The sequence below is a fragment of the Enterococcus sp. BWR-S5 genome (genome assembly GCF_016745255.1).
In the GTDB taxonomy this organism is placed as follows: Bacteria; Bacillota; Bacilli; order Lactobacillales; family Enterococcaceae; genus Enterococcus_L.
This window is the reverse complement of sequence record NZ_JADOEQ010000004.1, coordinates 32,031-47,407: the sequence shown is the minus strand read 5'-3', so window position 1 is coordinate 47,407 and position 15,377 is coordinate 32,031. Positions and strand designations below refer to the sequence as shown.

The following is a 15,377-nucleotide window of genomic DNA, read 5'->3' as shown; positions in this document are numbered from 1 at the left end:
TATGGTTAATACAGAACTGAACATCACTTTCTTTAGCCAGCATCGCAACTTAATAATCGTTATAGGGATTCTGGTTTATCTGTTGATTCAGTTGACTAGCCGAATGAAGTTTAATCCTGTGGTAGCACTTTTTACCATAGGATTGATTCTTCCTTCAGAAGGCTTCATTCTTTTGTGTGTTTACGGTCTCTTTTATCTTCTGGTTAGAAAAAGCAGTATAAAGATCGTTTTCTCAGTATTGTTAATATTTTTCTTCCTCTATCTTTTTATAACGAATTATTGGTTGTACTACTCGACTCAAGGGCTAGAGAGTCTCGAGTCGGTTTTTGATATACTGGTAGGTATGTTGGTTGCAATCATTGTTGCATCGGTCATAAAGACAGAAGAGCTTTATAGAAATGTGTTCGATCAGATTTTCAGATTTTCGTTACTTATCAATATGATTGCCATTGTTGAATTTTCAACAAATTGGCTGTCCACACACACGATTATGCGTGTAAGCTCAGTTTTTACTAATCCAATCACCTTCAGTGTTTATGCAGGAATTATGCTGCTGTACGGGATCAGTAAGAAATCACGTGGTGATTTTTCCAAGTGGGATTCACTCCTGTTGCTGCTCAATAGTGTGAATATCATTATGACGATGTCACGCGCGGTATGGTTTGCCTTGGTTTTTGTAGGCTTCGTCTATTTTATAAGAAGTGCCGTTTCAAAAAAAATGAAGCTTCTGGCGCTGGCGTTATTCTTGCCGCTGCTGTTTTTGGTTATCGCACCGAACGAGCTGCTGACAAGCTTGTTGGATCGCTTGTTTACAGCATTTGATTTATCTGACCCGTCAACAAACTATCGCTACCTGCTTCTTATTGCGACCGGACAAATCATCCGAGACAACCTATTATTTGGGGTCGGCTTCTCATCCTTCCAGCATGAGATTTTGAAGTATAATCCGATGCTCTACAGTACTAAAATTACTCATCCCCATAACACCTATCTGGAGCTTTTAGCAACAGTTGGCTTAGTTGGCTCTGTTCTAATGCTTACTCTGATTGTGTATAGTGTGAATAGGTATCACCGAAAAAGATATACTTACCCACAGCATTTCAGAGAGTTTCTATTTAATACAGGAATGTTTTTCTTGTTTTTCGGACTGTTTGATAGAATATTGACTTCTTTCTATACAGCTATCTTCTTTTGGTGCTGGCTGGGTCTCATGAATATTACGTTTAGAAATAAGGAGGGAAGAATTTGAAACTTTCCATAATTGTACCTGTCTATAATGCATCTGATTTTTTAGCACGCTGTCTGGACTCATTAGTGAACCAAACCCTGGAAAGCGACTATGAGATTGTTCTTGTCGATGATGCCTCTACCGATAACTCCTATGAGCTGTGTAAAGCCTATCAAGAAAAGTATCCTGAGTTGATAAAGGTGGAGCAGCATGCTCAGAATAAAAAGCAGGGAGCAGCAAGAAATACTGGCTTGGCGGTAGCAAAAGGTGAATATATAGCCTTTGTTGACGCGGATGACTATGTAAGTCTAAGTATGTATGAGAAATTACTTACTCTGGCTTTTCAGGAAAATGCAGATATCGTAGATAGTGATTACTACCAAGTTTCCTTTACCGGAGAAAAAGAAATGAACAGAAGCATTGCTCCGGAACTTTTATCCTTAGAGGGTGCTGCCCGCAAGAAACAATTGATTATGAGTCATGGAAGAATGTGGACAAAGATTTTTAAACGAAGTCTGTTGGCAGATAATGACATTCGATTTATAGAGAAATTGTTCTATGAAGACAATGAGTTTTTACCGATAGTGATGTGCTATTCGGAACGAGTGGTAAAGGTTGATGAACCATTATACTTCTATATGACCAATAGCGAATCTACCTCTAATTCCTTGAACAACTATGCTCACTTTGATCGATTGAGCACGGCTAAGAAAATGATAGAAAATGCAAAGAGCCGCAAGATTTATGACGAGTATAAAGAAGAGTTTGATTATAAATTTATTGAGCTGTTCTATATCAATACGATTATTTTCTGTCTAACAAGATTTAATCCTGTCGAGACAGACAAGATAAGGGAAATAAGAGCGTACATGAAAAAAGAATATCCGGACTACAAAAAAAATCAGTATTTTTCAAAAAGAAAGTTGAGCTACGGCTATATTTTAGGATCAAGTGTGGATGTAGCGCCAAAGGCTACTGTCTCTATCTATAAGTTAGGGAAACGAATCGTCCTTTCTAAAAGAGTGAAAATACTTTTGAAAAAGAGGGCGAGATAAGTATGCAAAAAGTAAATATGAAGAAGATGGCCTTTTTATTGATGATCATCACTTTGTTGTCTAAAGTGTTTGGCTTCTGTCGAGACCTGGTTCTATCTTATTATTACGGTGTAAGTGAGATTTCAGATGCGTATCTGGTTTCTCAAACAATTCCAACCGTTATTTTCGATTTTTTGGCGATAGGAATTTCTACCGCCTTTATTCCTATATATACGAAGATTTTAAAACATGAAAATAAAAAGAGTGCGGATAAGTTTACAAATTTATTGCTAAAACTGGCAATGATGTTTTGTCTGGTTATGGTTGTGCTCGTTTTGATTTTTACCAAACAAATCGTTTCTGTTTTTGCTTCCGGGTTTGATGAAAGTACATTGGAAATTGCTGTCAGGTTTACCAGAATCAGTATATTCGGTATATTTTTTACAGCACTTATCTCCATCTTCACTCCCTATCTGCAAGTGAACAATAAGTTTATTGGACCGGCTGTTGCAACGATTCCGCTGAACATTATTGTTATGCTGTCGATTGTACTCAGCCATTTTGCAACATTGGAAACCATGGTTATCGGGACCGTTTTTGCAAGCTTTGTTCAATTTTTCATCATCAGAAGGTCAGTGAAAAGTACGGACTTTACTGTGAGTCTATCCGGGAGTCTAAATAATACGTACATAAAAGAATTTTCATTAGCTGCTTTTCCGGTCATCCTGGGAACCTCAGTCAATCAGCTGAATATACTGATTGATCAAACCTTGGCTTCTCAGGTGTCTGTTGGTGGGATATCGGCCTTAAACTATTCAAACCGCCTTATTGGATTCATTCAGGGAATCTTTGTGTTATCTATAACGACAGCGGTATTTCCAATGTTTTCAAAACTGTATCTTCAAAATAAAATTGCCGAATATAAAAAATCGATTATTGATTCTACCGGCCTAATCATTTTTATGGTTTTGCCTATATCGTTGATTTTTATGTTTTTCTCGACAGAAATTGTCACTATCTTATTTGGCAGAGGGCAGTTCGAGCTTGAAGCAGTAACCTTAACCTCTGAAACCCTTCATTTCTTTAGTATCGGTTTGCTAGGATTTGGTTTAAGAGAAGTATTTTCAAGAGCGTTTTACGCACTGGGGGATACTAGAACACCGATGATAAATGCGACATTGGGGATTGTGGTTAAGATTATGCTGAACTTTGTGTTCATTCAATTTTTCGGTATTGGCGGCTTAGCTTTAGCTACCAGTATCTCAGCCATTTTTACAACATTACTGCTGATTTTCTTTTTAAGAAAGAAAATAGGGAGCTTGGAAGCCAAAAGCTTTGCGGGTGTCTTTACCAAAATAGTGGGGATATCAATCGCTATGGTGGTCATAACTAAATTCTCGTACAGTTTCATTCTTACTATTGTAACGGCGAAAACTTTGGTTGCTTTTGCTCTTACGTTAATAGTAGGTGTAATTTTCTATCTTATTGCCAGCTTATTGCTGAAGGTTCCGTACGTAAAGGATTTAACGAATTTACTGAAAAGATAGCGCTTATGCAGCTGATAATTACAAAAAATAACCACCTTTTCTTCATGATGATTATCTGGGAGCTTGCTGCTTTCGTTTGTGAGAAAAGGTCAGTTAAAAATGAACTAGTGGGGGATTTTAATTTATGCAAACAATTTTAGTCACAGGTGGTGCCGGTTTTATTGGATCGAATTTGGCCAATTCCTATCTGGAACAAAACAAAGTCGTTGTGATCGATGACTTATCTATGGGAAATAAGGACAATTTAAAGAGCAGTGATAATCTTACTTTTATCGAGGGAGATGTCAGCGATGAAGCGCTGATGGAGAATGTCTTGCAGAAGTATCAGTTCGATTATATTTTTCACTTGGCAGCAATTGCCAGTGTTGCAGATTCTGTTGAACGACCAATAGAGACACATGAAATAAACTTTAGAAGCGTGCTAAATTTACTTGAGTTAATAAAAGCCAAGCAGCCATCGCTAAAAAGATTGGTCTTTGCTTCGTCTGCCGCGGTTTATGGAGATGAACCAACCCTACCCAAACAGGAGGAGTCAGTGATTCGTCCTCTAACCCCTTACGCTGTAGATAAGTTTGCTGCTGAAAAGTATGTAACGGATTATCAGCATTTGTATGGTGTTCCCACAGCAGCAGTTCGCTTTTTCAATGTCTACGGACCTGGACAGAATCCTTCTTCTCCATACTCAGGAGTTATTTCTATCTTAATGGATAAGTATAAACAGGTAATGGCGGGACAAGATGCAGGCTTCACTCTTTTCGGTGAAGGGGATCAATCAAGAGACTTTGTATTTGTCAAAGATGTTGTTAATGCACTGAAATTAGTAGCCGAGTCTCCGGCAGCTTTAGGTGAAGTCTATAATGTTGGGACGGGAACAGAAGTCACGTTGAAAGAGCTGATAACGGTCTTTGATTCTTTACTGGGTATCACATTGCCCATTATCAACGAAGAAGAGCGTTTGGGAGATATCAAGTTCTCCAAAGCATCTATCGACAAAATCACCGGGTTAGGATACTCTCCTAAATTCAATGTTCAAGAGGGATTAAGAGAGTATATCGACTATGAACTATCAACGAAGTAGAAGGTTTTAGTTAATTGGATTCGCAGCTCATCAGGTAATCTGCAATCTTAAGTAATAATCGAGCCTTATTTTACAATTATGTTAAGAAATGATGCCATTTTTTCAAATTTATTGCTACTGTACAAAAACTGTGAGAAAATGGTTAAGTATAACGATTCTTGCGTAAATGAGGAAGTGTCTTATGAATTTATGGAAAAAGCTGGTGCTGTCTTTCCTTGGACTGGTCTTTGTACTGGTTGCAGGGATATGTGCCTATGGTCTCAGAATGTATTCTGATGCCAACGATACAATAACAGATGTATATGAGTCTATTGAGAGAGTCTCTTCTAAAAGAGAGACGGCTGTAAATATTGATGCTCAAGAACCGTTTTCTGTCCTATTAATGGGGATTGATAATGGTGATTTGGGAAGAGCAGAAGAAGATGGTGGACGTTCAGATACTGTAATGGTTGTTACGATCAATCCAAAAGAAAATAAGTCAACAATGCTTAGCCTAAGTCGAGACACTCTGACAGAACTTGTTGGAAATGGAACAGAAGATAAGCTGAACCATGCCTATGCATATGGTGGAGCAAAAATGACGATTGATACAGTGGATAACTTACTGGATATCCCTATTGATAACTATGTTTCTATCAATATGAAGGGCTTGAAGGATCTGATTGATGCTGTTGGCGGTATCGAGGTAGACAATCCCTACGAAACAGAACTGGATGGCATTGAACTGCCTAAAGGACACTTAACATTGACCGGAGAAACCGGCTTGGCGTATGCCCGTTACCGTTATGATGATCCGGAAGGAGATATCGGACGGCAAAAACGTCAAAGAGAAGTTGTAGAAAAAATCGTTCGTAAGGTACTTAGTCTTAGCGGTGTTACACAGTATAAGAGTATTTTGAATGCTGTTAAGGACAACGTAAAAACAGATTTGACCTGGGATGATATGATTGATATTCAAAAGAAATATTCATCTGCGTTTCAAAATATTGAGTCATTGCAGTTGGAAACCTCTGATGCGATGATTAACGGTGTTTCTTATCAAATTTTGAATGCTGAGAATTTATTTGATGTTCAGACCAAGCTGCGTGCCCAACTAGGTTTGGCACAGAATGATGCGATGTTGGCTGAGCTGACAAGTCGTCTGGCTGGTTATGCATCTTATACAGGAACAAGCTCTGGTTATACCGGAGATTCGACCTATTATGATCCAAATGCTTATACTAATACAGATACTTATACGCAAAACTACGATCAAGGTTATAATCAGGGATATACTGATCAGCAGCCGGCCTATGTTGAACCCACGCCGGCAGATACAACCCCTGTTTATGAGAATAACGGTGTGGCAACGGATACGCCTGATACGGTTGGAGAACCAGCTGACGTACAGGATGCATCATAAATAAGTATGAAATGAAACAGAAGCCTTCAACAGAAGCCGCTTCTGTTTTTTTTTGAGCCAGGAGCACAATTAGGTGGAAAAAAATGTGTTATTTTGCATCCTTTTGGGTAGAAAATAGAAAAGAATAATGCTATAATTGGACTATACCAAAACTTGTGAGATGTAAAGGAGAAATAACTGATGAAAATCATTCGCGTAGCAAATGCAGAAGAAGGCGGAAAAAAAGCTTTTGAATTAATCAAAGAAGGCATGGCAGCTGGGGCTGGAGTTCTAGGTCTTGCAACAGGAAGTACACCGGAAACATTATATAAAGAAATGGTGGAAAGTGATTTAGACTTCTCTAATATGGTCTCTATCAACCTGGATGAATACGTTGGCTTGGGCGGAAGTGACGAACAAAGCTACCGTCATTTTATGAACGAGAAGCTTTTCAACAAGAAACCTTTCAAAGATACGTATGTTCCTAATGGTAAAGCAGAAGACTTAACTGCTGAATGCAAACGTTATGAAGACATCATCGACAACCATACAGTAGATATTCAAATTTTAGGAATTGGTCAAAATGGACACATCGGTTTTAACGAACCTGGCACACCACTTGACAGCTTGACACATGTCGTTGAATTGACAGAATCAACAATCAATGCCAACAAGCGCTATTTCGACAAAGTAGAAGATGTACCGACAACTGCAGTTTCAATGGGTATCGGTTCTATCCTAAAAGGCAAGAAAATGATCTTAATGGCTTATGGAGAAGCAAAGGCTGATGCCATCAAAGGAATGGTGGACGGTCCTGTAACGACAGATATGCCTGCAAGTGCGTTGCAAAATCATGATGATGTTGTTGTCATCATTGACGAAGCTGCTGCATCAAAATTATAATCAAATGAACAGGAAGCAGAATCTGCTTCCTGTTTTTTTATATGAACTTACTATGCTACTTTATATAAGATTAATGATATGAAAAATGGATGAAAAAGCTATTTAATATGGTTTTTATACAATTCAATAGATTTGAAATATATTCCTTTTTGAACGAAAGAAAGGGTTACAATATTAGCTCTTTGTTATATAATGGATGTAATTCGAAGAAAAGGAGTGGAAGTATGTAATGAAAAAGATAGTAAAAGTTGGTATGGGTTCAATCTTTCTATTTTCGATGTTATTGGGTCAAAATGCATTTGCGGAAGATATTGCTCATGAAGTAAAACAGGTACCCGCAGTTGAAGGATCGGGAATTATTGATGAGGATAAGCCGATTATTCAACAGACAGCTGAACCGGGTATTACCCCCTATTCAGTATTGCCATCAAAGTTTGATTTCAATTCTGGAAATGTGAAGACACTTATGAGGAATCAAGGTGAGCTTGGGCTTTGTTGGGCATTCTCGGCGGTAGATGTTATTACTGCATCGAATAAGAAGGAGTTTGGCGTAGAGTACACACTTTCTCCAAATTATTTTAATTATTATTCTGCCAGAAATGCGTTTACAGATGCTGTAAACCCCTATGGTACAAGAACACTTAATGATGGCGGCAACTCCGGGTCAGTTTTGATACAGAGTACGTTGAATGATAACGGTGTACTGGAAGAAAATTTTGTAACACCCTATGCGCTCAGTCAAAGTAAACCAATGATGATAAGTGCATTTAAAGAGAAACAGGCAATGAAATCTCCGGTTTTTGTTGAAGGCATGGAGAAAATTCATGGTATTTCATATAATTATTATACAAAAGAGGGTCAGCAGCAAAAAGTAATGCAAATGAAAGAGAAGCTTTATGAGTATGGTGCATTGACTTTCTCTTATAGCACCGTTGCTTCACATAATAAAAAATATTTTAATTCTGCTACAAAAGCAAGTTATGTACCTATTGCTGATGTTGGGACAGAGTTGGTTACTAAATATGGAACGGATTGGGTTAAAACCGATCATGGGATTGTTATTGTTGGTTGGGATGATAATTTCAGTAAGGATAATTTTGTTGAAACACCTGAAAAAGATGGTGCCTTTCTAGTAAAAAATTCATGGGGAGAATCATCAAATAGTAACGGTGTTGGCTATTTCTACATGAGTTATGAAGATGTTTACATGCTTTGTTCTGATAATTATGCTGTTGATACGAAAATGGAACAATATGATAATGTGAATACGTATGTCAATACAACCAGAACCCACTATGTGAATTGGAGTTCAAGCAATAATGACATGTATTTGGGGAACGTTTACTCAACAAAAGATACGAGAGAAACGTTGAATGCTGTGTCATTTTATAGTGAACAGAAAAATATTGGTTACGAAGTATACTATTCAGCCAGTGCAATTCAAAGTGGACAAACGGTCATAAACCAAAAAGATATGAAAAAAATTGCTTCAGGAACAGTAGCAACTCCTGGAATGAAAGAAATACCAACTGAAATTGTTGAAATTGACAAAAACCAGGAGTATTCAATCATTATTAAAGTCAACTATCCTAAAGATGTGGGGCATTTTCATACAGTATTGCAAGAAGTTCGAGATGCCGAGAAAGGAAATTTCCCTGACTTAAAAGAAGGAAAATCATTTGTAAGTACAGATGATCGCTCAAATGTGATTTATTGGAGAGGTGTTTCCAACGGTGATACCTTTGGTGGCGGTTTTAAGGGGAATCTATTTGTTAATGCATTTACTGATAATGTAGTCGATGTAACTGAGATAGAGCTTACCCCTAATAAAAAAGAATTGCTGATAGGTGAAACAGCTCAACTGACAGCAAAAGCTTTGCCGGAAGAAGCACCTGATAAGACAATTGTATGGTCATCTACCGACAGTACAATTGTTTCAGTAGATGATAATGGAAAAATTACTAGTCACCAAGCAGGAGATGCAAAGATTATCGCCACTAGCAAGCGTGGTGATGTTTCAGCGGAATGTGAGGTTACGGTTGAAGACAAACATTTTTCTGTTGATGATATCGTTATAGGAAAAAATATGAGTGTGTTGGTTGGCGAGGAGAAACAGCCTGAGTTTTCCTTGGTACCGGAAAATGCTGATTCAAGCCGCTTAACATGGGAAATCAAAGACACTTCAATAGCTACGGTTGATGAGAATGGTATTATCACCGGTAAAAAATTGGGGTATACTACGCTAGTTGTAGCAACAAATGACAAGAAAGTAACAAAAGAGCTTGTGGTTCATGTGAATTCCTTGTATCTTGGAAAAACTCAGGCTGAGGCAAAAGAATTCAGCCTGTCATTCAACGATAAAGGACAATCAGAAAATATCTATACAGATGAAGCCGGTTGGTTGAAATTCAAAATAGACACCACTGCAATGTATACTGTATCTGGTGTAACAAAAGGGAATTTCAAACCAGGACAAAAGGTAGAGATGGGCTTCCATAATTCAGAAGAGAGCCGCAGATTAGGTTTATTCGGCTGGGATCAACGATCAACTTCGTATGGTGTGTCTTGGACGGAAGCGCCGGTTTACTATCAAAAAGGTGACTATGTCTATATCAAGACGGGGATTGTCAGCTTTAAGGATGGGGAAACGCAGTTTTACTTCTCACTAAAACGTGATACAACGAACCCGCAACCAATTTATACAAAGAAAGTGACTATCAATAACAAGAAAGACATCACGTTATTGAAAGAACAAACTCAGAGCTTCACCTACACGGTTGATAACTACACAACGAAACCAAACAAGATAGAATTAGTATCAGATGATTCGAATGTAGCGGAAGTAGTGGAAGATGGAACGAAGCAGTTCAAAATCATTGCTAAGAATCCTGGTAAAACAACCATCCGTGTGAAAGAAACCAGTGGAAGCAATAAGGAAGATTCGTTGGAAGTGACGGTTCCAGATATGTTTAGGTTGGGACAGACGAAAGAAGAGGCTCCGGAGATTACGATGGTGTTCGATTCAAAAGGTCTTTCAACTACAAAAATTTACACAGATCATTCAGGCTGGGTGAAATTCAAATCAGATGAGACAGCGATGTATATGGCTAATGGCGTGGTACAAGGGACCTTCCAACCTGGTCAAAAGGTAGAAGTAGGATTCTCGAATGAAGAGGATGGAAATCATCGCCAAGCCGTATTTGGCTGGGATCAACGAACGCAAACCTCAGGTGTATCATGGAATACATCCAAAGCTTATTACCAGGCAGGAGAATATATCTATGTCTGGGTTTATACGGTAAAGATTGAAGATGGAAATGCTCAGTTTAATTTTGGCTTTAAGCGGGACTTGAACAATCCACAACCTGTTTACACAAAAAATGTAACGATTAACAATAAAAAGAACCTGACGATGTTAATAGGCGATACGCAAAGCTTTACCTACGCAGTAGATGGCTATATTACAAAGCCAAATAAAATCGAGTTGATATCAGATGATCCGAATGTCGCAGAGATAGTCAGTGATGGGGCAAAACAGTTTAAAGTTGTAGCCAAAGGACCTGGTAAAACAACCATTCGTGTGAAAGAAACTAGCGGCAGTAACAAGGAAGATTCATTGGAAGTAAATGTTCCCGGGATGCTTGAGCTAGGAAAAACACAGGATACAGCAAAAGAGATTACATTGAAGTTTGATGAGAAAGGCCAATCAGAAAACGTTTATACAGATGCTGCTGGATGGCTGAAGTTTAAAGTAGACACAACCGCAATGTATACCGTATCCGGCGTAACAAAAGGGAACTTCAAACCGGGACAGAAGGTAGAGATGGGCTTCCATAATGCAGAGGAAAGTCGCAGATTAGGCTTGTTTGGCTGGGATCAACGAACAGCGACATATGGTGTATCATGGACAGAAGCACCGGTGTACTATCAGGCTGGAGATTATATCTATATAAAAACAGGAATTGTGAGTTTTAAGGATGGAGAAACACAGTTCTATTTCTCCTTAAAACGTGATATAGCAAATCCACAGCCAATCTATACGAAGAAAGTAACCATCAATAATAAGAAAGACATGACCTTGTTAAAAGATCAAACCCAAACATTTACCTATGCTGTAGACAATTACACAACAAAACCAAATCAAATTGAATTGGTATCAGATGATTCGAATGTTGCAGAAGTAGTGGACGATGGAACGAAGCAGTTCAAAATCATTGCTAAGAATCCTGGTAAAACAACGATTCGAGTGAAAGAAACGAGCGGCAGTAATAAAGAAGATTCATTGGAAGTGACAGTACCTGATATGCTACAGGTAAGTCAAACAAAAGAAGGGGCACCTGAAATTAATCTTACATTTGACTCAAATGGTGTATCGACAACAAAAATTTATGCAGATCAGGCTGGCTGGCTAAAATTTAAAGCAGATGAAACAGCGATGTATTTTGCAAGTGGTACTGTTCAAGGAAACTTCAAAATGGGGCAAAAAGTAGAAGTCGCCTTTATGAATGAACAGTATGAAAATAATAAGCAAGCTGTATTTGGCTGGGATCAAAGGACGGCAACTTCAGGGGTTTCATGGAATACCTCAAAGGCGTATTATCAAGAAGGTGAATATATCTATATTAATCTTTACACAATTAATATTGTAGATGGGAATACCCAGTTCCATTTCTCTCTGAAGAAAGATACAGCAAATCCACAACCAATCTATACAAAAGCTGTGACCATCACCAATAAACAAAACATCACACTAAAAGCTGATGCAACCAAATCATTCTCATATGTAGTTGATAATTACTGTATCAAAAAGATGGAATTGGTATCAGATGATCCAACGATTGCGGAAGTAGTTAGTGAAGGCGGACGTAATTTTAAGATTATTGCTAAAAATCCCGGGAAAACAACAATTCGCGTAAAGGATGTTAGCGGCAGTAATAAGGAAGATTCATTGGAAGTAACGGTTACTCCTTAAAAAGAAAAAATGAAAAAATGTAAAAGCTTCAATTGAGGCTTTTACATTTTTTTGTTGTCAGGCATCTCCAAATAAGTGCTATAATAAAGACAACGATTATTTTTAATGTAAAGGTGATGAAAAAAAGTGACAGAGTTGACGTTGACTGTACCAGAAATCGTTTTGCGCCTGTCTCTTTCGATGATTATTGGTGGTACAATTGGGTTTGAACGGCAATATAAGAATCGTCCGGCGGGGATGCGAACCCATATCCTTGTTTGTATGGGAGCGACGGTCATTGCGTTGATACAGGATGAGATTGCTCTTTCAGCCTTAAGGGATGCGATGGCCTATCCGGAAATGACCGGTGTGATTCGTTCAGATCAGGGGCGTTTGATTGCACAGGTTGTCAGTGGTATTGGTTTTTTAGGTGCCGGAACGATTATCGTAACGAAGCGTTCTGTTACAGGCTTGACTACAGCTGCTTCATTATGGGCAGTTGCAGGACTCGGCATTGCGATTGGAATGGGGTACTATGCCATTGCGCTCACCAGTTTTATTGGTGTTTTTATTGCCCTGACCTTAATTAAACGGATTATTCATGTTCCGACAATTAAGAAGCTGGAAATCCGCTATGTCCATAAGCAGGAAACCAAAGAATTCATCAATCAGTATTTTGAGCAGCATAAGATAGAGATAGAGGATGTAAATTTTGATGTTGATTTGAGTGGTGACACAAGAATCTACACGAATATTTATACAATCGAGCTTCCGAGAGGCATGACCTATGCTGATGTAATAGAGGAGCTTTCGATTCATGAAAATATCACTAAACTACGTTTAGTCAGTATATAAGGAGGAATTATGAATTTAGCGAATTTTAGAGAATTAGGCGGAATCAAGACCACTGATGGGAAAACAGTCAAACACAATCGACTGTTGCGTTCCGGTGAAGTGTACCAATTAAATGAAAAAAGCTTGGATGCTCTTCACAACCATGAACTGGTTAAAATTATTGACTTGCGGGGAGAGAAGGAAATCTCGACGCGTCCGGATGATCAGCTGGCGAATGTAGCTTATGAGTGGATTGATATCATGAAAGAAGTTCATCATGATGCAAGTATGGAGGATTTATTCGATGTTTCAGATATCGGAGCGGTAGATCGTCATATGATGGAAATTTATGAGAATCTGATTCTTAACACGGGTGCTCAACAGGGCTATCGACAATATTTTCATGAGCTTCTTTCAACTGAAAAGGGAAGTGTATTATTCCATTGTTTTGCGGGAAAAGACCGAACAGGTGTAGCAGCAGCTCTGACATTAGAGCTTTTGGAAGTACCAAAAGACGTAATCTACAAAGATTATCTGGAAACAAATATTCAACGTCAAAAGCCAAACGAGCTATTTTTGGCTGAAGCAGCTGCAAAAGGAATGACTCCGGAACAGCTAGCCGGCATCAAGGTTGCGATGGAAGTGAAAAAAGAGTATCTAGACTATGCGTATCGTTTGGTAGACCAGAACTTTGGCGGTGTTGAGAAATATACGCAGGATATTTTGAAGTTGAGTCGTGGTGATATTGAGCTGCTGCGGCAGATGTATGCGGAATAATAAAACAGAACGAGCGGACGAATCTAAAGAAGGTTGTCTGCTCTTCTTTAGGTAGTAGCAGCATTGCAAAGTGATAGCTGCCTTTTCGTAAGAAATCATAAATTTTTATAAACAGTGCTGAAAATATATTAGAAGGCGTATTTTATAACAGCGTATAATGATAGAATGAAGCTACATGAATTGTTGGAACACGAAGTCTATCTGTTGCGACAGACCGGAGAATGGTTCACCGTTCAATTCGTCCATCGTATTCATCTATCATGGTATGAGAAGGGTTTGGTTAAATGGGTTCTTTGTTCAAGCAGTCCAAGCTATTGTTTTGGACCGTGGAAATAGTTTTAACGATTATTGGCGTGTTCTTTTTAATGAGAATGCCGAATATTTTTGCGCCGGTGATTGGTATGGTATCGGCTTTATTTTTACCGTTACTTATAGCGGGATTTTTCTATTATATGTTTGATCCAATTGTTGTATTCTTAGAGAAGCGTAAGGTACCGCGGTTAGTTGGCTTCTTTATTACGTTGATTGTTTTGATTATTTTAGTGGCTTTGATTGTTATGAATGTTGTTCCACAGCTAGTCAATCAATTTCTGGAGTTAAGCGAATCAATTCCAATGTATGCTGAAGGCATCAATAAATGGCTGATTGATTTAAGCCAGCGGGAAGAGCTGAGAAGCTTCAATCTTCAGGAAGAGCTGTCACAGGCAAATATTACAATCAGCAATATCTTAAATCTTGCAATTGTCGGCGTGACGAACAGTCTATCAACTATTGTCGGCGCATTGATGAAATTCTTTGTATTGCTGTTTACCGTTCCGTTCATTCTCTTCTTCATGTTTAAGGATGGGCACAAATTCCTTGATGCAGTATCCAAGTTCTTTCCGAAGACGATTCGAACAGAACTGCGTGAAACAGTACAGGAGATGAATCAGACGTTGTCTGCTTATATCAGCAGTACAATTTTGGATGCATTGATTATTGGTGTAATGAGTTTTATTGCTTTATCGCTGCTGAATCAACCCTATAGTCTGCTTCTGGCGGTATTCTGCGGAGTAACCAATATTATTCCTTATGTGGGTCCGTTTATCGGTGCTGTCCCGGTTATTTTGGTGGGCATCTTTGTTTCACCATTACAGGCTTTGTATGGTGCGATTGCGATATTGGTCATTCAACAACTGGATGGAAATCTGATTAAGCCGTTATTGATGGGTAAGTCACTAAGCATTCATCCCTTGACAATTATTTTAGTATTGATTGCGGCGGGGAGCATCGGCGGAATTATTGGTATGCTGATATGTATTCCGGTATACGCAGTTATCAAGACACTGGTACTAAATATCCGTAAAATATATCTATTGAGGAAAGAAAGCTCGATAGAAATAGAAAAATAGAAAAGCCCTATATCTGATTTTGAACAAAAAGGAAAATGTAGGGAAATAAAAAAGCAGTATTTGGAATAACTTCCAAATACTGCTTTTTTAATTTGAAGTTAAGCTAGCCTATCGACCTCGCTCTGCTTTTCTATTTGTCTAGCTGCACGAGGTAGCTCCTCTCAACAATAAGTCAAAAAGTGTCTTGTGGTAAAAGGCACCACCTGCCATTTTTGTCTTATTGTTCGGGAGCTGACCGACCTCGCTCCGCTTT

The 15,377-nt window shown here is 38.5% G+C and carries 10 protein-coding genes; all 10 read left to right on the top strand.

Annotated features, from left to right (window positions below):
• Position 1 precedes the first annotated feature (1 nt).
• A complete protein-coding gene (locus tag IW510_RS06470) occupies positions 2-1,249 on the top strand; it encodes an O-antigen ligase family protein (RefSeq protein ID WP_202057977.1) in 1,248 nt (415 codons plus the stop codon).
• Positions 1,246-2,283, top strand: a complete 1,038-nt coding sequence (locus IW510_RS06465) for a glycosyltransferase (RefSeq protein ID WP_202057975.1) — start codon at positions 1,246-1,248, stop codon at positions 2,281-2,283. The genes IW510_RS06470 and IW510_RS06465 overlap by 4 nt, the downstream gene beginning before the upstream one ends.
• A gap of 2 nt (positions 2,284-2,285) precedes the next feature.
• Positions 2,286-3,809, top strand: a complete 1,524-nt coding sequence (gene murJ / locus IW510_RS06460) for a murein biosynthesis integral membrane protein MurJ (RefSeq protein ID WP_202057974.1) — start codon at positions 2,286-2,288, stop codon at positions 3,807-3,809.
• Positions 3,810-3,933: 124 nt separating this feature from the next.
• The gene (locus IW510_RS06455; RefSeq protein ID WP_202057973.1) at positions 3,934-4,887 is read left to right on the top strand and encodes an NAD-dependent epimerase/dehydratase family protein; all 954 of its coding nucleotides are present in this window, start codon (positions 3,934-3,936) and stop codon (positions 4,885-4,887) included.
• A 181-nt stretch (positions 4,888-5,068) separates the two neighbouring features.
• Complete coding sequence (locus IW510_RS06450; RefSeq protein WP_202057972.1) at positions 5,069-6,289, top strand: LCP family glycopolymer transferase; 1,221 nt, start codon at positions 5,069-5,071, stop codon at positions 6,287-6,289.
• A 180-nt stretch (positions 6,290-6,469) separates the two neighbouring features.
• On the top strand, positions 6,470-7,171 hold the full coding sequence (nagB, locus tag IW510_RS06445; RefSeq protein ID WP_202057971.1) for a glucosamine-6-phosphate deaminase: 702 nt from the start codon (positions 6,470-6,472) through the stop codon (positions 7,169-7,171).
• Between the two features lie 229 nt (positions 7,172-7,400).
• Positions 7,401-12,143, top strand: coding sequence for an Ig-like domain-containing protein (locus IW510_RS06440; RefSeq protein ID WP_202057969.1), 4,743 nt, complete (start codon positions 7,401-7,403; stop codon positions 12,141-12,143).
• A 180-nt stretch (positions 12,144-12,323) separates the two neighbouring features.
• Positions 12,324-12,977, top strand: a complete 654-nt coding sequence (locus IW510_RS06435) for an MgtC/SapB family protein (protein WP_236674647.1) — start codon at positions 12,324-12,326, stop codon at positions 12,975-12,977.
• 9 nt (positions 12,978-12,986) lie between these two features.
• Complete coding sequence (locus IW510_RS06430; protein WP_202057967.1) at positions 12,987-13,733, top strand: tyrosine-protein phosphatase; 747 nt, start codon at positions 12,987-12,989, stop codon at positions 13,731-13,733.
• Positions 13,734-14,017: 284 nt separating this feature from the next.
• Positions 14,018-15,124 (top strand): AI-2E family transporter, encoded by a 1,107-nt coding sequence (locus IW510_RS06425; protein ID WP_202057966.1) that lies wholly within the window; start codon positions 14,018-14,020, stop codon positions 15,122-15,124.
• The last annotated feature ends 253 nt before the right edge of the window (positions 15,125-15,377 follow it).